The sequence below is a fragment of the Pseudoalteromonas sp. AWH4_217 genome (genome assembly GCF_056161105.1).
The window spans coordinates 291248-314576 of record NZ_JBSWYM010000005.1 but is presented as its reverse complement, the minus strand read 5'-3'; the positions used below and the strand labels follow the sequence as shown (position 1 = coordinate 314576).

The window sequence follows — 23329 nt, the reverse complement described above, 5'->3', positions numbered from 1 at the left end:
CATGCAACTAACGCTGACATGCCCCAAAACGACTGCAAACAGAATTACTCTGTTTTTTCAGCGTCGTCTTCTTTATATTTTGCAGCCGTTTCTGCGATCAGCGGTTGCAACTCACCTTTTTGGAACATTTCAATGATGATGTCGCATCCACCAATCAACTCACCTTCAACCCAAAGCTGCGGAAATGTTGGCCAGTTGGCATAATGAGGCAGCTCAGCACGAATGTCTGGGTTAAGCAGAATATCGACGTAAGCAAATTGCTCGCCACACGCCATCAGCGCTTGAGATGCCTGCGAAGAGAAACCGCAGTTAGGTAACTTGGGCGATCCCTTCATATATAGGATGATCGGATTTTCTGCGATTTGCTGTTTAATCTTTTCAATGGTTTCCATTATTTACCTCAAAATGACGATAGCATAGCTCAGCATATCATCCACTTTGCCAGTCAACCTCTTCTTTTGTCAGTTAGCCCGTACAAAATGAATGCAATCTAAGCCATTCATTCTACAAGTCTTGGCTATTGCCATTGCTGTTTGCCAAAACTTGAGTAAAATACTCAGGAATTATAGTATCACTATATGCCGTCAAATCGTATAGAAATGTAAGCTAAGATAGAGATTGCTTCTATTTGCTTTGGCAATTTAACAACGAAATGGAGATTAACATGGCTTTTGAACTACCGTCACTTCCGTATGCAATCAACGCGCTTGAACCGCATATTTCTCAGGAAACGCTTGAGTTCCACCACGGTAAACACCACAACACGTACGTTGTAAAACTGAACGGCCTTATCCAGGGCACAGACCTTGAGAACAAATCTTTAGAAGAAATCGTATGTAACTCTGAAGGCGGCGTATTCAACAACGCAGCGCAGATCTGGAACCACACTTTCTACTGGCACAGCCTGGCACCAAATGGTGGTGGCGAGCCAACTGGTAAAGTTGCTGACCTGATCAATGCGAAATGGGGCTCATTCGCTGCATTTCAGGAAGCATTCAACGATAAAGCAGTTAACAACTTCGGCTCAAGCTGGACTTGGTTAGTGCAGCTTGCTGACGGTTCTTTGGACATCGTCAACACCTCAAATGCGGCAACGCCACTGACAGAAGAAGGCGTAACGCCAATCATTACTGTAGATCTGTGGGAACACGCTTACTACATCGATTACCGCAATGTGCGTCCAGACTACCTGAAAGGCTTCTGGGCACTGGTTAACTGGGATTTCGCAAACGAGAACCTTGCTTAATTTCAGACTGTGTAAAAAGGCGCTTTTCAGAGCGCCTTTTTTAGCGCCTTTCTCTCTTCGACTCCCTCCTGTGGCATATATTTCAGCCGTTTGTTCGTTTCTTTACAGTTATAAATCGCCATACAACGATCCACTTAGTCAGTGTCGGCAAACCATGCATTTTGTTGTATTGCCTGTGTGAGCAAACTAGCGCTTATATCAGACTAAATAGCAATTAAAAACTACATTCAGAGTGCACGAATTAGCTTAGAGAAGGCGACTTTGTGCTCCTAATTTGACCATTTGTTTGAAAAACTCGATTAAATGCACTGTAAAGATCAATTGATGAGAAAATTTCACACCTGTACAGTAAGTTTGGTGAACATTAAATTACTGGAATTTTTGGGCAAATTTTAAATATCCCGACTAAACTTTAGATAGCCTTGCATTAAGAGACCGCATCATCAACAGGTTATTGGAGTTCATTATGAGTATATTTGAGCATTACCAGTCCAGATACGAAGCGTCCCAAGAAGAAGAGTTCACCATAGCGGAATATTTGGAAATATGTAAAGAAGACAAAGCAGCTTACGCCAGTGCACCGGAGCGTTTGCTTATGGCAATTGGTGAACCAGAAATGGTCGATACTTCTACGGATGCTCGGCTTAGTCGCCTGTTTTCAAACCGAGTCATTGCTCGCTACCCTGCATTTCATGAATTTTACGGTATGGAAGACGCCATTGAACAAATAGTGTCTTATCTCAAACATGCCGCGCAGGGCCTTGAAGAATATAAACAAGTACTTTATTTGCTCGGTCCTGTCGGGGGGGGTAAGTCATCCATTGCGGAAAAACTCAAATACTTAATGCAGCAAGTACCTATTTATGCGATCAAAGGCTCCCCCGTAAACGACCATCCTCTGAGCCTGTTTAACCCACTGGAAGACGGCGAATTACTGGATAAAGAGTACGGGATAAACAGCCGTTACTTGCGTACCGTGATGTCTCCCTGGGCGACCAAACGATTGCATGAATTCAACGGCGATATTTCTAAATTTAGAGTCGTAAAACGGTATCCCTCGATCTTGGACCAGACTGCCATCGCAAAAACAGAACCGGGTGATGAGAACAACCAGGATATTTCAGCACTGGTTGGTAAAGTCGATATACGAAAACTAGAGCATTATGCCCAAAATGATCCTGACGCCTACTCTTATTCAGGGGCTTTGTGTCTGGCCAACCAAGGGTTGATGGAATTCGTGGAAATGTTTAAGGCGCCCATTAAAGTTTTGCACCCTTTGCTCACTGCAACACAAGAAGGAAATTATAACGGCACAGAAGGGATTTCCGCCCTTCCCTTTAACGGCATCATCCTTGCTCACTCCAATGAATCAGAATGGCAGTCGTTCAAAAACAACAAAAACAACGAAGCATTTTTGGATCGGGTTTTCATTGTTAAAGTGCCCTATTGCTTGCGTGTTTCTGAAGAAGTTAAAATCTACAAAAAGTTGATTGAAAACAGTGAGCTCAGAACTGCACCATGCGCACCGGGCACGCTTGAAACACTTGCGAAATTTTCTACGTTGTCACGTATCAATGAGCCCGAAAACTCCAGCATTTACTCAAAAATGCGCGTCTATGATGGCGAAAGCCTCAAAGACACAGACCCTAAAGCTAAGTCTTATCAGGAATATAGAGATTATGCCGGTGTGGATGAAGGCATGACTGGCCTCTCTACCCGTTTTGCCTTCAAGATATTATCTCGGGTCTTCAACTTTGACCACGCTGAAGTCGCGGCAAACCCAGTTCATTTGTTCTATGTACTGGAACAACAAATTGAACGTGAACAGTTCAGCGCAGAAATTCAGGAACGCTACTTAAGCCACCTTAAAGGCTATTTGATTCCACAGTATGTTGAATTTATCGGCAAGGAACTACAAACTGCGTATCTCGAATCTTATTCAGAATACGGACAAAACATTTTTGACCGCTATGTCACTTATGCCGATTTTTGGATTCAGGATCAAGAATACCGGGATCCGGATACTGGCCAGCTATTCGACAGAGCTGCACTCAATGCCGAACTTGAGAAAATAGAGAAGCCCGCAGGCATCTCAAACCCCAAAGATTTCCGGAATGAAATCGTCAACTTTGTATTGAGAGCTCGCGCTCATCATAATGGTGCAAACCCAGTCTGGACCAGTTATGAAAAGCTCAGAACCGTAATAGAGAAGAAAATGTTCTCGAACACGGAAGAGTTGCTGCCGGTTATTTCTTTCAACGCAAAAACCTCAGCCGAAGATCAGAAAAAACACGAAGACTTTGTCAATCGAATGATGGAAAAAGGCTATACCCAGAAACAAGTCCGGTTGCTATCTGAGTGGTATTTACGAGTTAGAAAATCTCAATAACATTAGCGGTTGGAGGGTGTTCTATGGCACATTTCATCGATCGTCGACTGAATGGCAAGAATAAAAGTACGTTGAACCGTCAACGCTTTATCAGACGCTATAAAAAGCAGATAAAAGAAGCGGTTTCAGATGCCATCAACAAAAGAAGTGTTACTGATGTCTCCAGTGGAGAGAGTATTTCTATTCCGCAAAGAGACATCAGTGAACCCATTTTCCATCAAGGGAAAGGGGGTAATCGAGAGCATATTCACCCCGGCAATGACCAATTCACGACCGGAGACAAAATTCAGCGTCCCCCCTCAGGTCAGGGTGGCGGCGCCGGAGAAGGCAACGCGAGCGACCAAGGTGAGGGTCAGGACGATTTTGTGTTCTCAATTTCAAAAGACGAATATCTGGATCTCTTATTCGAAGACCTGGAGTTGCCAAACCTGCAAAAAAGTCAGCTCGACAAGTTAGTACAAATGAAAACGCACAGAGCTGGCTTTTGTAACGATGGTATGCCAAGTAACTTGGATATCGTAAGATCGTTGAAAGGCTCAGTGGCCAGGCGCATTGCTATGACCGCAAGCAAAAGAAAACAGCTCAAAGAGCTAGAAGAGCAATTAGCGGCTTTGCTTGAAGAACCTGTACCAAAGCAAACGCAAATTCAGCAACTTGAACAAGAAATAGCAGAGCTTAAACGCAAGATAGACGCGGTTCCTTTCATTGATAACTATGACCTGCGGTTCAGAAATTATGAAAAGCGCCCGCACCCTACAAGTAAAGCTGTCATGTTTTGCCTGATGGATGTATCTGGCTCAATGGATCAGGCAACCAAAGATATGGCGAAGCGGTTTTATATTTTGCTTTATCAGTTCTTAACACGAACCTACAAAGATATCGAAGTTGTCTACATCAGGCACCATACACAAGCGAAAGAAGTCGATGAGCAAGAGTTTTTCTATTCTCAGGAGACTGGCGGTACCATAGTGTCCAGTGCGCTTAAGCTGATGGATGAAATCATTGCAGACAGATACGCACAGGGAGACTGGAACATCTATGCCGCACAGGCATCTGATGGTGACAACTGGGCAGATGATTCACCACACTGTACCGACATACTAACGAACAAGCTGTTAAAAGTGGTGCGTTACTATGCCTATATCGAAATCACGACACGCGCACATCAGAGTCTTTGGCGCGAGTATCAGGGCATTGCGGATACATTTGACAACTTTGCAATGCAACACATTCGTTCTGTCGAAGACATCTATCCGATATTCAGAGAGTTGTTTAAGAAAAACCGACAACAAAACGCAGCCTAACTGGGGGAGTGCCTATGACATATAACCCGCTAAATGATGGCCCGGACTGGACGTTCGACTTGCTTGAAGAATATCAGGCTGAGATTGCTCGAGTTGCGGCCCACTACAGACTGGATACTTATCCGAATCAGATTGAAGTGATCACCGCGGAACAGATGATGGACGCTTACTCCAGCGTAGGCATGCCTATTGGCTATGCACACTGGTCTTACGGTAAAAAGTTTATCCAGACGGAACAAACCTACAAACGAGGACAGATGGGCCTCGCTTATGAAATTGTGATCAATTCAGACCCGTGTATCGCCTATCTGATGGAAGAAAATACCATGCCAATGCAGGCATTGGTAATGGCACATGCTTGCTACGGTCATAATTCATTTTTTAAAGGGAATTATCTTTTCAAAGCATGGACGGATGCATCATCGATTATCGACTACCTGGTCTTTGCAAAAAACTATGTCGCCAAGTGTGAGCAAAAATACGGCATAGATGAGGTCGAAAACCTGCTCGACTCCTGCCATGCATTGATGAATTACGGGGTAGATCGCTATAAACGCCCACAACAGATCTCCATGTACGAGGAACAAAAACGCCAAAAAGAACGGGAAGATTATCTACAGTCTCAGGTCAATGAACTTTGGCGAACAATCCCCAAAGGGAAACAACAGGATGAACGCGAAGACGTAAAGTTTCCATCTGAGCCTCAGGAAAATATCCTGTACTTTATTGAGAAAAACGCCCCACTACTTGAGTCTTGGCAACGTGAGATCATTCGAATAGTACGTAAAGTATCTCAGTACTTTTATCCGCAGAGACAGACTCAAGTGATGAATGAAGGCTGGGCCACGTTTTGGCACTATACAATATTGAACCACCTGTATGACGAAGGTAAGCTGAGTGACGCATTTATGCTAGAGTTCCTGCAAAGCCATACTAATGTCGTGTACCAACCACCTTACAACAGTAAGTTTTACTCTGGCATAAACCCGTATGCGCTGGGTTTTAATATGATGGTGGATATCCGCAGGATCTGTGAAGACCCAACTGACGAAGACAAGTACTGGTTTCCAGAATTTGCCGGTAAGGATTGGCTCGATACACTCCATTTTGCCATGGAGAACTTCAAAGATGAAAGCTTTGTTAGCCAGTTTCTGTCGCCTAAAATCATGAGAGATTTCAAGTTATTTACTATCATTGATCAGGAGAAATCGCCTCACCTGGAAGTAGGAGCCATTCACAATGAATCTGGCTATCAGAAGGTCAGAAATAGTTTATCTGCACATTATAACCTGAGTAATCACGAACCCAATATTCAGGTGTACAACGTGGATATACGAGGCGATCGCTCGCTTACATTAAGGTACGTTCCCCATAACAAGGTACCCCTTGCAGATTCGAAGAAAGAAGTACTGAAACACCTTTACCGACTGTGGGGGTTTCCAGTTAAACTGGAAGAGCAACAGGACGACGGTACAGTGAGCATTTTGGGTCAGTGCCCTCAGGAAAATAAAGAAGATTCCATTTAACAAGAAGCCCTTATAAAAGGGCTTTTTGTCATTTAAAGGAACACCTAACTGATTTAGGGAGCGATGGTACCGGTCAATCTAGGCACCATACTATGTCATTCCCTGGAGTAGGCTGTCATTTCATATCTAGTTACATAAATTCGGCGCCTGATTACACGCACTGATATTGCACAAACCTATGCAGCTTAATGTGTCATAGACGGATCATACACAGTGACTATGTTCCGTCCATTTTCCTTAGAGTGGTAAAGCGCGGTATCAGCTGCCTCTATCCATTGCTCGTATTTTTCAAAATTATCATCGCAACAAGCAATACCCAAGCTCACAGTCAACTTAATCTCTTTGTCGTCATAATAAATTACTGAGTTTTCAATCAGGCTACGTAACCTTTCGGCAAATACCTTGGCACCTTCAGCGTCGGTATCAACCAAAGTTACAGCAAACTCTTCACCGCCGTAACGCCCCGCTACGTCGGTTTCACGTAATGTCTTTTGCAATAGATCAGAGATGTGGCGAATGGCCTCATCACCACCACTATGACCATAGGCGTCATTGATACGTTTAAAAAAGTCGATGTCGAACATTAACAAACAGCTGCTACCGTGGCTTCGCTGTAAACGCTTGAACTCTGTTCTTAGGCTTTGCTCCCAATAACCACGATTCGCAAGCTTAGTGAGGCTATCTGTGCGACTCATTTTTTCCAGCGTTTTATTCACCTTTTCAAGCTCAAGCTTGTTCATTGCCTCATCTGTCACATCGTAAATAATCACACAAATGTGGGCTACTTCACCTGTTACAGTCGTCAGTGGGATAAAGGTTGCATTCTGGTACATATAATCAGCCTTTCCTGTGATAGGCCGATAATTTTTAAAGCGAAAAATATAGGGCTGCTGTTCCCAAATAGTGAAAGACCGGTTTTTGAGTACAAATACAGGTTCTGATTTGCTTTTAAACCAGGCCTCATCAATGCTGGGAAACAAGTCAAAAACATCTTTGTCTTTTACTGCACTTGGCAACAGACCTGAGTGGTTTTCCATAAACCCGTTCCAGACACACACTCGATAGTTCCTGTCCAAAACGACCAGGCCGACATCAACTGTGTTAAACATATCCATTAACCAATGGATCTCATTCATGTCAAAATCAGATGCTGGCATAATTCTAATCTTCTAACAGGTACTCAACTTTATATTTGAGTGTTTTAAGTGAGTCTTCAGTAAACAACAACATTAAATCGCAGTTGATGTCGTGGTCTTCAATTCCGTAACTTATTTCTATCGCTAGTGTACGTTGCCAGCGGTCTTTGTTCGCCTTAACGAGCTCAGAGACTTCACAATGTTGTCCTAGCACGACCGGGTGCCCCTGGCTAAATGGCATGTCTAACTGCTTTGATAAACCCGTTAGGATAGCACCAATCAGGATATTACTAATGTCCATAAGCAGCTCAAGTTCAACTTTTTGATTGAGTTCACCCGTATAGCTCATCAATGATGCAATTTCCTTGAAGCTGGAGTCGTTGAGTAGAAGCAAGGCTTCTCCCGATACTCCACCTCCAATAAACCCCTGACATACACCCGACGTCGTGGCACTCGCATCAATCGCTTGCAACGCCATGTGCAGCTCATTGACCTCGAGCACGTTTACATTCGGAATAGGTAATTCAACGAATACATTAAGTAACCGAGCGAGCAAGTCACCTGCCTGCCCCATCGCTACGTTCGTAATTTCCTGATAAATATCTCGGATCTCAGGCTCAAGTTGCTCACCGAGCTTATGCACCAGATTGGCACGAATGGCCTTGTCTTTGATCCCATGATGCGTAATGATTTCTTCTAGCTTTGCAGCATCACAGGGTTTACGTATAAAATCGATCGCACCTAATTCTATTACTCTTTGATGCGCATTTGGCTGGATATCTCCAGAAACGACAACTGTCAAAACATTCAATCCTTGTTCGTTTATTGCTTGCAATACCTCATATCCATCCATGTGAGGCATATTTAAATCTAAAAAGAGAATCTCGGGTGAGACCGCTTTAATTTTTTCAATGCAATCCAGGCCATGCTCTGCAAATTCTACTTTAATATCCCAGTCGTCTGGCAATGATCGCGCCAGTTGCCGGCGTGCCAATTTAGAATCATCGCATATCAGGACAGGTGTTGACATAAAAGCTCTCTTCGCATTTCCGGCTAAATAGTTGTAAGAAGCCGAGAATTTTCTATTTATAGTTATGACATAGCAGCATTTTAGGATTTACATGGTAATCAAAGCTTAACCGATTTACAATCCAATTTACTGCAAAGGTTGGTTATATAATTCCAGTATAATACACTGACGGGAATTGCGAAAAATTAAAAAGGGAATACGTTATGCGAATCATATCCTTGCTTACAGCATCACTGTTGACGTTGACCAACCCAGTCTATGCCAGCGAACTGCAAGAAAACCAGGTTGATGCAGGAAAAGTCAGTGCACAGGGTAAGCCTGTCACTCTATTAGGCCAAGGCGTCAAGGTAGGCGACTCAGCCCCCGATTTCAAAGTTGTTGATGGCAGCTTTGTGCCAGTTACATTAGCCAATTACGTGGGTAAACCCGTTTTGATTAGCGTTGTGCCGAGTCTGGATACTGGGATCTGCTCTTTGCAGACTAAGTATTTTAATGAAAAAGTGGCCAAGGAATTTTCCGATGTCGCAATGCTTACTATCAGCGCGGACCTGCCCTTCGCTCAAAAGCGCTTTTGTAAAACAGAGAACATTGATCAGATTGACACACTGTCAGATTCTGTCTGGCGCGATTTCGGTGCCAAATATGGCCTCTACATTAAGGATATGGGCCTGCTGAGTCGAGCGGTGCTGGTACTGGACAAAAATCATAAGGTAGTATACAAGCAGCTTGTTAGCAATCTGGCCAGTGAACCTGATTATCAGGGCGCGATTGAGGCGTTGAAGCAACTTTAGTTCTCAAAGACTTAATCGACTTTGACGGTGCACAGATGCAAGTGCAGGGTTACCTTCACATCTATGCGCCGTTTCATATCTTAAGAAAGTACCATATCTATGTGTTCAATACCGTCCTCCAGATAAGCCTGACTACATATTTCAAACCCTAAAGACTGGTAAAATTGAGTCAGATAAGTTTGCGCCGAGATATGTATGGGTTGCAAGCCGTAATGTGTACGACAAACTTCTATTGCCCGGTCCATCAGAGCCTGCGCTATACCCTTACCGCGACAGTTTTGTGAAACCAGAACACGGCCAATTGCACTGCAATCCGACGCTGATTTGTAGCACCTGGCATAAGCCTGTAACTCACCTTCCTCAATTAAAAAAACATGTAAGGTGTCTGACTTTTTATCTGTTTCGTCAATTTCCTGATAAGCGCAGGCTTGCTCTACAACAAACACAGCAATACGAGTCTGAAAGATACTAAACAGCTCGTCGTGAGAAAGTTCGTAAAAGGTTTTAACTTGCATGGATTTATCACTTGAAAAGGAACGCCCCTGGCGAGGCGTAATAATGGTTTAGGCGAATAGCCTTTCCAGTTGGTCACATAACTGCGATAAGTTCACTTGGTCATGCTCAATAGTCAAATCAACATAGCCATCGCCGCGAAACGCCCTGTCCAGCTCAATCAGTACATGCGTTCGATGTGCTTCAGGGACAAAAGATAGTTCGACCTCCTGAAGACCAAACAAAGAGGTGTTAGCCGGACGATATTCTATTTCCTGATAACACCCAGAAACAGACTGAAAGTTAGACGCCTTGAGGTAGCCTCGTTCAACATCCGCCTTCACCATTCTAAAACCAAGTTTATCCATCGCCATCAGACAATTCTTGACGGCTTCATTAGGATAGACATGTAGCAGATCTTTGTCGCTTGGGTCCATGGCCAAATCAATGTCCAGCCCCGTTTCCAGCCATACATAGCTGTGATTATATGGTGCATTAATTTCGGTAATCGGGGTTTCAGAGTGCAAACGGGCCTCAAATGGGATCACCTTCTTCTCGCCCGGCGCAATTGTGAACTTACTACCAACACGCCATTTCTCGATTACCTGATTGGCATAATACTCGCCACTGTCACCTTCAACCTTCACTTTTGTCATCAAAGCCAGCTCTAGGCCACTCACTTCTTGCTCTACATCACCACCCAACACAACTATCTGCGCCTGGAATTTTTGACCTGGATGCAAATGTTCTGTTTCTAAAATTGTATCTACTTTTGCGGCACCAATACCTACGGATGCCAAGAGCTTTTTAAACATCTTATCTCCTCTCGAGGATGTCCCCTTATCCGCATCTTAACCACATTTTTTCAGGTTTGTCAGCGAAAATTTATAGCTATCATATAAATAGTTGACATCAAATCCTCAAACGGTCCCTTTGAGGCTTTTATTAGTTACTCAATGTGCTAATTTTTCATTTATAAATCAGTTTGTTTTGTTACACTGCTAGCACCTTCGACTTGACTGAATCACTATGGAATTACTGTACTTCGCCGTTGCCTTTGCCTGTGGCTTTTCCGTCTATCAACTTAAACTCCCACCATTAATTGGCTTTTTGTTGGCGGGCTTTGTGCTCAACCTGTTGGGGCACAGCAGTACCGACTTACTCACCCAACTGGCTGATTTGGGTGTCACTCTACTGTTATTCAGTATTGGCTTAAAACTGAAAGTATCCAATCTGGTTAAGCCCCAGGTGTGGGCACCTGCCAGCTTGCACCTGATCACCAGCATTGCTTTTTTTGCCTCTTTATTACTGATGTTGGGCGCATTTGGCTTGCCGTTATTTGTCGATTTGTCCTGGCAAAGTGCCTGCCTGGTTGGTTTTGCTTTTAGTTTTTCCAGCACCGTATTTGCGGTTAAAGTGCTGGAAGAACGAGGAGAGATGGCCAGCCTGCATGGTAAAATTTCCATCGGGATCCTGGTTATGCAGGATATATTTGCTGTGATCTTCCTCGCCATCAGCACTGGCAAATCGCCTAACTTATGGGCACTTGCCTTGCTGGTTGGTTTACCACTCTTGCGACCGTTGCTGTTCTGGATACTTAACCGTTCTAAACATGGCGAACTTCTGCCATTGTTCGGTTTTTTCTTTGCCCTGGTACTTGGCTACCACGGATTCGAGTTGGCGGGTCTGAAAGGTGATTTGGGCGCCCTGATCATCGGAATGATATTTGCGCCACATAAAAAAGCGGGTGAACTGTCTAAAGCACTGCTCAACGTCAAAGATATCTTATTGGTTGGCTTTTTCCTTAACATTGGCCTCAACGCCAATATCTCTCTCGAAGCCGTGCTTATTGCCGTATTACTTGCAATTGTACTGCCTGTGAAAGTCTTCATTTACTACCTCTACACCAACATGTTCAGACTACGTGCACGGACATCACTGCTTAGTGCATTTACCTTGTCCAATTACAGTGAGTTTGGCCTGATCGTCTGTGCGGTTGCTGCCAGCAGTGGCATGATCACCGCTGACTGGCTTGCCGTGGTTGCACTGGCTGTGTCAGTCACTTTTGTACTGGCTACCCCCTTGAATAAAAAAGCCAACGAAATATACGTTAAGCTTGAGCCGTTGCTCGTCAAGTTTGAAAGTGATAAACGACTTGAAGAAGAGCTGCCTGTTAATCTGACAGACACACGGATCGTGATATTTGGTATGGGCAGAATTGGTACCGGTGCCTATGAGACCATTCATGCCTCTCACCCAGGTGCCGTTGCGGGCGTCGATATCAAACCAGAGGTGGTGGAAAAGCACATTAGTCTTGAGCGCCGGGTACTGCTTGCGGATGCGACTGACCCTGACTTCTGGCAACGGGTAAACCACTCCAATGTCGATATGGTTATGCTGGCTATGCCTAAGCATATGCAAAATATCTATGCCCTGGAGCAACTCAAAGCGTCTGGCTTCTCAGGTCAGGTCACCGCCATCGCAAACTATCCAGATCAACAAAAAGAGCTGGAAGATTTGGGCGTACACTCTACCTATAACTTCTATTTAGAAGCGGGTAGCGGCTTTGCCGAACACGTTAAAGAAAAATTATTTTCATAGCCTGCAAAATAATTCTCAGTATCAATAGGGGTACTGAGAATTATTTCTAATTCCGCATCATACACTTACATCTAGACGTCTAAATATCAGGCACACAATCATGGCATCTTTGTAACTATACGATTTACAAAGCTTTACATCATCGTTGGTAATTGCCCCTCAATTCGAAGTAAACTGGCTTCAGTAGGTTAGTTGCACTAATCAATTTTCTCAATTTAAATCTGATACTTATACCCCTCAATCAGGAACATTGAGTGGGGACTCTAATATTCGAGAGGGCAAGCATGTTAAAAAATAAATCAGCTTCTTACTTTCCTGCAGCGGTGGATGATAAAAATGCAGGCCCGCTCGCAAAATTGCAAGCACAGCTGGATGCTATTCAAGATTCAGGAATGACAGCGTTGACAATTAGGGACATCCTTTTCCAAAAGATGTTGGATATGCATTCTGTTCCTAAGGAGCATTTTTTACGTGAGCAGGATACGCCAGACAGACTTGATGACCCGGCAATCGTTGAGCAGCTGAATGCACTGGGTTTCTATCGCACCGCACAAGGTCAGGTGCATTAAGATACAGTTTTATGGGAGCCTACTCTCCCTCATAGGCTGGCAATGCCCGTCGCCAGCCTATTTCTCTCTCTTTAAAACAGCACTGATCCGCTTAGGTAACAAACACCGCGCAGCTTCTCTGAGTGGTTTAAGGTAAATGGCAACTAAACTGTCATGTCCGGCATCATAACGACCAACTCCGATTTCAATTTTCTCGACTTGCGACGCACGGATCAAAGAACGGCCCAGCCTGTCCCATATTGCTAATGCAGAGCCCAGATTGGTATCAAAATGGGCTGGATCAGCACTGTGATGAATTTGATGCTGTGCCGGACTGATAAACCAGTTTTCTACCCTGTCTCCCCAGCTAAACCAGATATGTGAATGACGTAAATTTGAGCCAAAAATATTAAATAAGAAAACGAAGGCATTGGCCCCAAGAATATCGAACATGCTCAACGCCGTACCAAACAAGAAATACCCTAACCCCACGACAAAACCTTGCGTTAAAGCCATACGACAAGCGTACAAGTAGCTCTCTACCGGATGTGAGCGATAGATAGTAAATGGAGTCAGCACTTTTGCTGAGTGGTGTACTTTGTGGAACTCCCACAGGAACGGAATCTTGTGTAGCGCAAGGTGTAACAGATACCGGGTAAAGTCATCCACCAGAAACAGCATCAGCGTGAACAAAAAAATCACCACCGAATCATCCCAGGCTAGATGCAGCGGTGCGCCAAACAACCACTCGAGACCATCAGAAATTGCAATGGCAACAGGCACCATAGTCAATACGATGGGAGCAAAGGTGAGTGCTTTTATTAATTTGTTGGCAATAAACAATCCGTAATCCAGTTTTGCACTGTCAGATAGCCAGACGTCACGCGGGAACAAAAACCCTATGAACCCTTTGAGCGAACGCGGGCCATGTAGTTTACTGTATACCAGACCCGCCATCGCGACGGCACTGAGAAGATACAGCCAATAGATTCGTTTATTCGCATCCAGTAAATAACCGGGCAAAGAGGACAGGCTTTGCCAGAGCGTTTCGATCATAAAATGGACAGACTCCTTTAAAAAAGGCCACTGATTAGCGGCCCTGTAAGTATACTAAATTTCAACAAATGCGCAGCTAGCTACGCACTTGTGATTGGATTACACGGTTCAGAACGAATATTTATAACCCAGTGTAAATTGACGAGGCTTGCCCGGGCGCGCGCCATAAGGGCGGCGACTCACGATCTTAGTCTCATCCAGCAGGTTATCAACCTTAGCATACACCTGACCGTATTTGCCCAATTCATAGACAGCTGACAAGTCAATGGTTGTAATCGCAGACACTTCTTTGCCCTCTAGTACCAGATCATAGCTGCCAGTGGGTGCATTGGGATCTGTGCTGCTGTCCCAACTGCGACCTGCAGCTTCTGACATAGAGCCAACGTACTTCACCGCCAAAGATACACGCCAGTCAGGGGCAGAAACACCTATATTAAAGCTGGCCTGATGCTCAGGTAAATACGGGAGTTCATCGCCGCTTTTTACATGGCCCCATTGTGCGAAATTGGTGTACCTGTCATTTTTGAATTCCCCTTTGGTATAGGTGTAAACAAAGCCATAAGGGATGTCAATTTGCAGGTTCAACGGATAACGCTGGCTAAACTGAGCTTCCAGTCCATATACGTGCGCCTCGCCACCATTAAACTCCTTGCCAACTTCCAGTGCCCCACAGTTAGACTGACCACAACTTTCTTTCAGGTTGCTGTAGTCATTGAAGAAGCTAACCACCTCCAGCTGAGTCACGCCATCGTTAAAGCGACCACCAAATTCATAGTTCGTGCTTTTCTCAATTTCAATATCAACCGATTGCTGCGGCGAAGCAGGCGAAAACCCTTGGTGTACACCGAACAGAATGCCTGAGTCTTCAGATAGCTGATAAAAACCACTCATACCTGGCAGCCAGATACGTGTCGTTTTGTTCTGCCAGTCATCCGCATCCACCGTATTCTGGTAGGCCATGTCCATGAGTTCACCACGAATACCCAAGCCAAGCGTCAGCGCATCAATCGTCACTTTGTCCTCGACATAAACAGACCAGGCCTTGGTATTTTCGGTGTTTTGATCGGTATAGACTTTGTCCAGCCCCAGATTAAACGCACTGCCATCTTTCATGCCGTAGGTTTCAGTGAAATGTTTACGCTCAATCTCGTCTTCATGAAAGCGCACGCCAAACGACAAGGTATTCTCATAGCCAGCGAGATTAAACTTGGCAGAGCCATCAACCTGAATGCCCTGAGAGAAATACTCACGGTCATTGGTACCCATAGTCAGAAAGTTCGGCCGCCCACTGAACGGGATAGAATCTTCTGTACCACTGAGCACCTGATACAGGCGCTGATACTTTTCATCTTCCGGATTTGCCAGTATCTCTGGCAAAGTCGCGTCAGTGTTCGTCAGGCCATTTAGCTTAAGCCAGGCACGTTCATAGTCGTTACGATACACACGCGAAGTCAGACTAACGTCCTGATATTTAAGGTGGTGTAAAAACATCACCTGACTGTGTTTGGTGTCCATATTGTCAGGCTGAGACGCAGCGTAACGACGATAAGGGGTGGCGTCAAAATCCGCATCAGTCAGACCCAGATAGGTTTCGTTCGACAACTCATCCGCGTAACTGAGTTTCAGCCCAAACGTGTGCTCAAACTCACCTTGCTGCATCTTATAGTTAAACTTGGCCAGTAAATCATTTTTCTCAAATCCAGTGTCTGCCCCACCATCCAGGTCTTTAAACCCGTCCGCTTGCAGATTTACGCCTTCGAGTAAGAAGCCAACATTATTGACCACTGAGCCAAAATACGCGTGTGCTTTGGTATAACCATCACTGCCCGTTGCCAGATCAATGGCCCCTTCTGAAAACTCTGGCACCGCACGGGTCACCAGGTTCAGTGCACCCGCAACCGACTGAGGGCCATGTTTAATAGCGGCCGGACCTTTGAATACTTCAACGGCTGTCATGCGGGTTGTGACTGGGAAATAATAAGCTGCGGGGGCTGAATATGGTGCCGGACCAATCAACACCCCGTCTTCCATGATGGTGATTTTTTTGCTTCGTTCAGGTGTTACTCCGCGAAAGCCGATGTTTGGGCGCAGGCCATAGCCATCTTCCTCACGGATATTAACACCCGGCACCGATGACAAGATACGGTGAATGTCATCGTATTCAAATTCTGCTAACTGCTCTTCACTTAGCAAGGTCGCAGAGCCTGCTTCAGTGCGAAGCTTATCGTAATGGCTCAGGATCTGAATGTGTTCCATGTCGTCATTTTTTGCGTCATCATTTGCCAGTGCCTGAGGTGCAGCCAGCGCCACAGCCACGGCCAACACAGTTCTTTTCATCATGGGTCCTTTAGTCATTGTCACCTGCCGATGTTTTTGGAAGTTCCAGAGCCAGCTTTTGGATGAAATCATTTTTAAGCTGATCAGTGACGTCTTTAACCTTTGCGTGTGTATTTGTCACACCCGCAGCGTCTTCATTCAACGCTTGCTGCAAGTTATCACTCAGTGCTGCAGTCGCGGCTTTCGCATTTGCGATACCCTGGATCATAACGTCTTTGGTTTGACTGGCAGATTGATTGTCCAGAAAGTCATCAAAACCCGTTGTATCTGCACTGTCCGTACCCTGTCCAAGAAAGATCTGCTCAAATGCAGCAATATTAGCCTGAATGTTTTCGATAGAGTGCTTAGCATAACGTGACTCAACTGCCTCAGGACACACCTCAGTACCACACTGGTTGGCAAACAGGCCCAACGGAGTGGCCAATTTGTAATCCTTTAGTTCTTCAGTCATGTAGAACAGTGCGTCAGAAATACGATTCACAGCCTGAGTAACAGTATCAAATTCACTGCCCGATTCACCGGCATTTTTCAATTTAGCCGCATAGCCTTGATCACCCGCCCACTCAAACATCAAGCGCTCTGCGGTTTCTTTGAGATCTTTTGATACTTCAACGGCATATTGACAACGCATCGAACGACGTAGCTGTTCATCCTGAGTGTTCCACTGCGCCAAAATATCTCCTGCTGCTGCAGCTGAACAACTGTGGTCTAGATTACTGTTAAAGAGTAAATACTCCATTGCATCTAAACCACGACGTTTATCACTGCGCTTGCTGATATCGTAGGGCACACCATTAATATTGCCCTGCGCAAAGTAAGCCACATCCTGATCAACATTACAGTAGTTGGTATCTGGCCACGAATAAATGTCTTTACGAAGAGCCTTATCATCGGCCAACAAAGGGCCCACAATCATCAGCTCGGCATGTTGCCAGCTCACCATCGTCTCTTTCCAGCTATTCTGTGCCGTAAGCAGTGCTTCATCCCGTGCCGCTTTTGCTGCCTCATCCCCCAGTGTCGGATCAAACGCAGTTTCTAAATCACAGTACGCTTTAACTATGTCAGGCTGTGTGCTCGCTTTGTTGGCAAATTGCTGGAAAGTCGGGGTAAACACATTGTCAGTCAGGTTTGCAATTAACTTTTTCTGGCTGAAAGTGCCCTGGTTGCTATCCTGACCTGAATCTGGTGTTTCAGAGCCGCCATTGGATGAGTCCTGGTTATCGTTACCGGTATCTTGGTTATCGTTCGGATTCGCTTGTTTATAGCCAGGACCGGCAGAGCTGGACGTACTTTCGCCACACCCGCTTAATGCCAAACCAATGGCCACTGCCAATAAAATAGGTCTGGAGTGTATTCTCATTATGTGCCTCAAATGAATAGTCTAGATACGCAAAAGGCTAGCAAAACTTGCTAACCTTTTGACAGTTCAAAGAATCGTTAATAACTTACCAGTTGGCAACGTTCTCTGCATCAAAGCCGTAGACTTCCTCAAGGATGTCACGAGCGGCTTGCAGATCTGCTTTATAAGCTGCGATGGCATCTGCGGTAATCGCAGGCTGAGTCCCCATCAGAGCGTGCATTTGTTCAAACTTACCCACGTTACCTTCTGCATAGAAAGGTGAGAAACGATTAAACTGGAAGTTTAGTGCAAAACCTTTCATTTCTGACCAGTGCTTAGCCAGCGTAGCAAAGTCAGAAGCAGTGTACTCTTCCTCAGCTGTACCGGCCAATTCTGCTGCCAGCAAATCTAAATCTTTTTGGGTGTCATTGATGTAGTGAACAACCGTCGCAGCAATGGCTTTTTCCCATGCCAGCAATGCGTCTTTGGCGTGACCTTTCAGGGTCTCCATTTGCGTTTCGCTTAGCGCACCTTCTGTCGAGTTAATCAGCTTACGACCGTTGTAGAAAGCCTCAAAAGCCTCTTTGCTCAGGTCTGTTGGATTTGTATTGTTTACAGTACCACGGTCACGTTTAGCTGCATTGGTAGAATTGCCAAAGTTATACTCTGAATTGAAGTCAATTGTACCGTCAGCATTTGCATCGTTGTAACCTGCTTTGAAAGCATCTCGGCCGCCTTTACCCGCAATTTCGTCATCCGTGTAGCTCATGTAGTTACGTGCTGCACCAAAATAACCGAAACCTTCATCCCACTGATGCTCAAGGTTAGTATATGCTTTACCTTCAACTGCTGCAGTGTTGTCAGTCATCAGGCCTTTGCCTTCTGTGTCGTAATCCAGGTAATCATCAGCTGCTTGTGAAAACGCCACTGCACCGTAGAGGAACTTCTGAATTAACTGGTTAAGATCAACACCATTTTCAGCAACGTAGATAGTATCGATCTCGTTGCCACTAGGGTCTAGCGGAGCCTCAGCCAGTGCACGTTCAGCCAGCTGGTCAAATAACTGCTTTACGAACAGCTCAGGAATAGGTGTTTTGCCGTCGGCTGCAATTGCAGTCCAGCCTGCGAAGCTACCATCTTCGGTCCAGTCTTTATACTGGCCTTTTGCATCGTTACCAGCAATTTTACCAGTGAGGTCTTTGTGCGATGAAGAAATCTCAGTCAGTTTAGTTTGCGCAGCAGGATCAGTGACGATTGTCAGGTCACGCTCACCCCAAACGTTGCTATATTGTTCTTCAGAAATAGCGTAGAAGTTATTTATCGCAGTTAACAAGGTTTCTTTTGTTGCGTTCGTATCTTTCGCATCGGTAACAAATTGAGCACTACCGATATAGTTAAACAACTCTTTAATCAACACATGGCGCGCAATCTGCCCTGAGTAAGCAACACTGGATTGCCCTTCTTCGAAACGACTAATGAAGTCATAGTCCATCTCATCCAGTACTTTGAATACGATCTCAAAGCTTTGCTCATTATCAGCACTGTCTTTTACGGTGACAGTTAATTTAACTTCCTGCTCCAGTTCATAGTTCAGGTGCTCACCGGCTTTTAATTTCAAAACGCCATTTGCAACTTCAAAACGCTCGTCAGACACGGTGAAAGTGTGGCTGTCATCGTCACCGTCTGTAACAACCAAGGTGCCAATCTCAATCGCCACCATGTTTTCAGTTACAGTCACTTCAGTTGCGTCAGAATCCTGGCTTTTTAGCGTCAGTGCTGTAGGCGCTTCGTTTGTCTTTGGATCAGGCGTCTGAGTATTGTTGTCATTGGAGCTTGAACCACCACAGGCAGTCAGACCCAAAGTAGCAACGAGTATAGAAGTAGCAAGCAGAGATTTTTTAAAAATCATTGAGCATTCCTTAATAAAGCAATGTTAAAAATTATTCTTAGTCGCGTTAAGTATACACCGCTTTAAATAGCAATCAATTCTATTTACGTTGCTAAATGCACGATTTAGATCAAGAAACATGCGATCTTTTTTACTTAAAAATACACAAGGGTATTGGACGCGCAAACAAGATCAAAAATAAGCCACTGATAAGTAAAACTTATTATTGATGGTATGGTAAAAAAGTGTGGGGCGATTTATGACGTATGTACAATCGAGAACGAATGGATAGTTCGAATAATTGGAACTATCCGACATGGAAGTTTCGTCAAAGTATGACTTTAATTTAGGGTGGACCACGCTTCCTTTACAAAAAGGTAACCTTTACGCCAAACAGTCTTAATTTTTTCTGCACCGACGGCTGTATCACCCAACTTTCTGCGCAGACATGACACGCGTACATCCACTGTCCGGCTATTTGCCTGATAGTGCTGTCCGACAACCTTTTTGTAGATATCCTCTCGACTGACCACTTCCGGTGCTCTCGAAGCCAGCAACCACAACAACTCGAATTCATGGCTGGTTAAATTAACCGGCCGTTGCGCCAGTGACACACTCCGCTCATTAAAGTTTAAGTAAAGTTCTCCAAAGTGGAGTTCATGCGGTGTGTCTGCATAAGGTACCGAGATGGCCGGATGCTTACGAGCCAGCGCGTCCAGACGAGCGCGCCAGAGCCGGGGTTTAGCCATACAGGGGATCACGTCGTCCGCGCCCAACTCCAGCATGAGGCTTTGCAAATCCTCATTGTCTTCATCAAGAGACACTATCAGGGGGGCGTCGAAACACGTTTTGAGCACGTTAATAGTGTCGTATTGCGCACTGGTTGCCAGAGCCTGGCCAATCACAATACTGTCTACCTGCTGAATAGCATAACCCTGTCTGGTTGCGTCATGGATGTTGATGAACCGCATGGTGTAACCATGCTGTTGTAGTGCCTCGAAAGGCGCGATGCTGTGTCCTTTTTCATCTTGTGCGATTAATACCGTTGACACGAAAAAGCCTCGTTCGAACTATGTGTGAGGGTTAGTCTAGTGACGTTAGCTGAACAAACGCTTTACGCAGCAAACAAACGCTCAGCAACACGAAACAAGGCACTCACGACCGGGTCCTGCAGGCGTTTCTTTTTGCACACCAGACCGATTTCAATTTCTTCACTTTGTAAGCCCAATGTCTGAACCTGATTTCTGAACGGGCTTTGCTCAAGCACAACCTCAGGTACATAGGCAACGCCAAAACCCAGACTGGTCAACGCCACCATAGCCTCATGTCCAGAAACATGCGCATAGATTTTTGGCTGCAGTACTTTTTTCTTGAAAAATACATCCAAGCGTTCTTTCAATACACCGTGCTCTGGCACAATGAAAGGCACCTGTTCCCAGGGCAATTCCCCCCGATGATGCTCGATCAATTCACTCAGCGGGCACTTCATCGTTGGGGCTATAAACAACAACCTGGAACGACCTATACTCAGGTATTCGAGCCCCTGGGGAAGAGTACGTGGCCTTACTGCGACCGCCACATCAACGACTTCTCCTTGCACCTGTGCAATGGAGTTTGCCGGGTCACCAGTCAGTAAGTTCAGTTCAACCTGCGGAAAATCCTGACGATAACGCGCAAACAAATCATAAATAAAGCTGTACGACGCGGTTACCGAGCAAAACAGGCTCAGCTCCCCACTCAGTGGCTTGTCCTCATCCAGACATTCGCTCTTAAACTGACGCCAACTTGTTAACGTGGCTTGTGCATATTGAATGAATGCCTGCCCTTGCGGGGTCAGTGCGACACTGCGATTGTCACGAATAAACAAAGGCGCCCCAACCTCCTCCTCTAATTGCTTAATCTGGCGGCTTAGCGTTGGTGGGCTAATGTAGCAACGTTCGCTCGCCCGAGAAAAATGTAAGGTATCCGCCAGTGCGAGGAAATACTTTAACTGTTTATGGTCCATGTTGGTGACGCTCAGTGTGTTTCATTATGTGAAATACAATAGTTTAAATATATCATTTTACGCAACTTAAACTTACTACTAGGCTAGACCCTATACTTTATTCCAGAAGAATCAAACAGGACAAATCATGGCGAACTATTTCAATTCACTGCCACTACGCGAGCAACTTGCCCAACTGGCTCAATGCCACTTTATGGACCCTAAAGAGTTTGAGGACGGCGTGAACGTTCTGCTTGGTAAAAAGCTGGTAATTGTTGGGTGTGGTGCTCAAGGTCTCAATCAGGGCCTCAACTTACGTGATTCAGGTCTGAATGTAAGCTATGCGCTACGTCAGTCAGCTATAGATGAAAAGCGTCAGTCATTCCTAAACGCCAGTGACAATGGCTTTGAGGTCGGTACCTATGAAACACTGATCCCACAGGCTGATCTGGTACTGAACCTGACACCCGACAAGCAACACTCAGCGGTTGTTGAAGCGGTCATGCCGCTAATGAAGCAAGGTGCCACACTGGCATATTCACACGGCTTCAATATTGTCGAAGAAGGGATGCAGATCCGTGATGATATCACCGTCATCATGGTCGCGCCTAAGTGCCCGGGTACCGAAGTACGTGAAGAATATAAGCGGGGCTTTGGTGTGCCAACGCTTATCGCTGTTCACCCTGAAAATGATCCACAGGGGCATGGTCTCGCTCAGGCAAAAGCCTATGCAGCAGGCACAGGCGGACACCGCGCAGGAGTACTACATTCATCCTTCATTGCTGAAGTGAAGTCTGATTTGATGGGCGAACAGACCATTTTGTGTGGCATGCTGCAAACTGGTTCTTTGCTGTGCTACGACAAAATGGTCGAGCAGGGTATTGAGCCCGGTTATGCCTCAAAACTCATCCAGTACGGCTGGGAAGTGATCACCGAAGCACTCAAGCATGGTGGCATTACCAACATGATGGATCGCCTGTCGAACCCGGCCAAAATCAAAGCATTTACACTGAGCGAAGAGCTCAAAACCATTATGCGTCCGCTGTACAACAAGCATATGGATGACATTATCAGTGGTGAGTTTTCTCAGGGGATGATGGCAGACTGGCATGAAGACGATGCCAAGCTGCTGAGCTGGCGTGCTGAAACCGCAGAAACAGCGTTTGAAAAACAGGCCAATTGTGAGCAAGAAATTGCAGAGCAGGAATTTTTTGACAATGGCATCTTAATGGTTGCTATGGTCAAAGCAGGTGTAGAACTGGCGTTTGAAACCATGACTGCCGCTGGCATTATCGAAGAGTCTGCTTACTATGAGTCTTTGCATGAAACGCCATTGATTGCCAACACTATTGCCCGCAAAAAGCTTTTCGAAATGAACCGCACCATTTCAGATACAGCGGAATACGGTTGCTACTTGTACAACCACGCCTGTTTGCCATTACTCAAGCCGTTTATGGAGAAAATCGGTACAGACGTTATTGGTAAAGGGTTGTCACAAAGCTCAAATGAGGTAGACAATCAGGCACTGATAAGCGTAAACGATGCCATCCGAAATCACCCGGTTGAAATAGTTGGCAATACTTTGCGTGGTTATATGTCCGCCATGAAGAAAATAATCTAAACCATTAAATATTAACAACTTTAATAAGATTAAAAGTTGTT

Annotated in this window: 19 protein-coding genes; 8 read left to right on the top strand and 11 right to left on the bottom strand. The window is 45.2% G+C overall.

What is annotated here, in order from left to right; translation table 11 throughout:
• Positions 1-44: 44 nt before the first annotated feature.
• Positions 45-392 carry a Grx4 family monothiol glutaredoxin gene (locus tag ACXAH1_RS08275; protein ID WP_475195717.1) on the bottom strand — a complete coding sequence of 116 codons (348 nt, stop codon included), beginning with the start codon at positions 390-392 and terminating at the stop codon, positions 45-47.
• A gap of 272 nt (positions 393-664) precedes the next feature.
• Here ACXAH1_RS08275 and ACXAH1_RS08270 point away from each other — a divergent pair, with 272 nt between their 5' ends.
• The 4 genes from ACXAH1_RS08270 (at position 665) to ACXAH1_RS08255 (ending at position 6465) form a co-directional block, all read left to right on the top strand.
• The gene (locus tag ACXAH1_RS08270; protein WP_054014023.1) at positions 665-1246 is read left to right on the top strand and encodes a Fe-Mn family superoxide dismutase; all 582 of its coding nucleotides are present in this window, start codon (positions 665-667) and stop codon (positions 1244-1246) included.
• 466 nt (positions 1247-1712) lie between these two features.
• Entirely contained in the window at positions 1713-3635 is a 1923-nt protein-coding gene (locus tag ACXAH1_RS08265) for a PrkA family serine protein kinase (protein ID WP_054014024.1), read from the top strand.
• Positions 3636-3658: 23 nt separating this feature from the next.
• Positions 3659-4939, top strand: coding sequence for a YeaH/YhbH family protein (locus ACXAH1_RS08260; protein ID WP_253044146.1), 1281 nt, complete (start codon positions 3659-3661; stop codon positions 4937-4939).
• Positions 4940-4953: 14 nt separating this feature from the next.
• Positions 4954-6465 (top strand): SpoVR family protein, encoded by a 1512-nt coding sequence (locus ACXAH1_RS08255; protein WP_475195711.1) that lies wholly within the window; start codon positions 4954-4956, stop codon positions 6463-6465.
• A gap of 185 nt (positions 6466-6650) precedes the next feature.
• Here ACXAH1_RS08255 and ACXAH1_RS08250 read toward each other — a convergent pair whose 3' ends face one another.
• Positions 6651-7622 (bottom strand): sensor domain-containing diguanylate cyclase, encoded by a 972-nt coding sequence (locus tag ACXAH1_RS08250; RefSeq protein WP_475195708.1) that lies wholly within the window; start codon positions 7620-7622, stop codon positions 6651-6653.
• A gap of 4 nt (positions 7623-7626) precedes the next feature.
• A complete protein-coding gene (locus ACXAH1_RS08245) occupies positions 7627-8631 on the bottom strand; it encodes a response regulator (RefSeq protein WP_475195706.1) in 1005 nt (334 codons plus the stop codon).
• Positions 8632-8834: 203 nt separating this feature from the next.
• On the opposite strand from ACXAH1_RS08245, the gene tpx reads away from it, so the two are divergent.
• A complete protein-coding gene (gene tpx, locus ACXAH1_RS08240) occupies positions 8835-9422 on the top strand; it encodes a thiol peroxidase (RefSeq protein ID WP_475195703.1) in 588 nt (195 codons plus the stop codon).
• A gap of 80 nt (positions 9423-9502) precedes the next feature.
• Here tpx and ACXAH1_RS08235 read toward each other — a convergent pair whose 3' ends face one another.
• Both ACXAH1_RS08235 and ACXAH1_RS08230 read right to left on the bottom strand, forming a co-directional pair.
• Positions 9503-9937 (bottom strand): GNAT family N-acetyltransferase, encoded by a 435-nt coding sequence (locus ACXAH1_RS08235; RefSeq protein WP_475195701.1) that lies wholly within the window; start codon positions 9935-9937, stop codon positions 9503-9505.
• A 48-nt stretch (positions 9938-9985) separates the two neighbouring features.
• Positions 9986-10729 (bottom strand): sporulation protein, encoded by a 744-nt coding sequence (locus ACXAH1_RS08230; RefSeq protein ID WP_475195698.1) that lies wholly within the window; start codon positions 10727-10729, stop codon positions 9986-9988.
• A 214-nt stretch (positions 10730-10943) separates the two neighbouring features.
• Between ACXAH1_RS08230 and ACXAH1_RS08225 the strand changes: the two genes are divergently transcribed.
• Together ACXAH1_RS08225 and ACXAH1_RS08220 are read left to right on the top strand one after the other, a co-directional pair.
• Positions 10944-12515, top strand: a complete 1572-nt coding sequence (locus ACXAH1_RS08225) for a cation:proton antiporter domain-containing protein (RefSeq protein WP_475195695.1) — start codon at positions 10944-10946, stop codon at positions 12513-12515.
• Between the two features lie 284 nt (positions 12516-12799).
• Positions 12800-13084 (top strand): hypothetical protein, encoded by a 285-nt coding sequence (locus tag ACXAH1_RS08220; RefSeq protein WP_475195694.1) that lies wholly within the window; start codon positions 12800-12802, stop codon positions 13082-13084.
• A 57-nt stretch (positions 13085-13141) separates the two neighbouring features.
• Here the strand turns inward: ACXAH1_RS08220 and ACXAH1_RS08215 are convergent, their stop codons facing one another.
• From ACXAH1_RS08215 to ilvY, 6 genes are all read right to left on the bottom strand, one after another.
• Positions 13142-14119: a sterol desaturase family protein gene (locus tag ACXAH1_RS08215; protein ID WP_475195691.1), complete on the bottom strand. Its 978-nt coding sequence runs from the start codon at positions 14117-14119 to the stop codon at positions 13142-13144.
• Between the two features lie 108 nt (positions 14120-14227).
• Positions 14228-16456, bottom strand: coding sequence for a TonB-dependent receptor family protein (locus ACXAH1_RS08210; protein WP_475195828.1), 2229 nt, complete (start codon positions 16454-16456; stop codon positions 14228-14230).
• A gap of 10 nt (positions 16457-16466) precedes the next feature.
• On the bottom strand, positions 16467-17816 hold the full coding sequence (locus ACXAH1_RS08205; protein ID WP_475195690.1) for an imelysin family protein: 1350 nt from the start codon (positions 17814-17816) through the stop codon (positions 16467-16469).
• A gap of 85 nt (positions 17817-17901) precedes the next feature.
• Positions 17902-19704 (bottom strand): DUF4856 domain-containing protein, encoded by a 1803-nt coding sequence (locus tag ACXAH1_RS08200; protein WP_475195689.1) that lies wholly within the window; start codon positions 19702-19704, stop codon positions 17902-17904.
• A 320-nt stretch (positions 19705-20024) separates the two neighbouring features.
• A complete protein-coding gene (locus ACXAH1_RS08195) occupies positions 20025-20735 on the bottom strand; it encodes a winged helix-turn-helix domain-containing protein (protein ID WP_475195686.1) in 711 nt (236 codons plus the stop codon).
• Between the two features lie 62 nt (positions 20736-20797).
• Positions 20798-21688, bottom strand: a complete 891-nt coding sequence (ilvY, locus tag ACXAH1_RS08190; protein ID WP_475195683.1) for an HTH-type transcriptional activator IlvY — start codon at positions 21686-21688, stop codon at positions 20798-20800.
• A 127-nt stretch (positions 21689-21815) separates the two neighbouring features.
• On the opposite strand from ilvY, the gene ilvC reads away from it, so the two are divergent.
• On the top strand, positions 21816-23288 hold the full coding sequence (gene ilvC / locus ACXAH1_RS08185) for a ketol-acid reductoisomerase (RefSeq protein WP_253044118.1): 1473 nt from the start codon (positions 21816-21818) through the stop codon (positions 23286-23288).
• Positions 23289-23329: the final 41 nt, after the last annotated feature.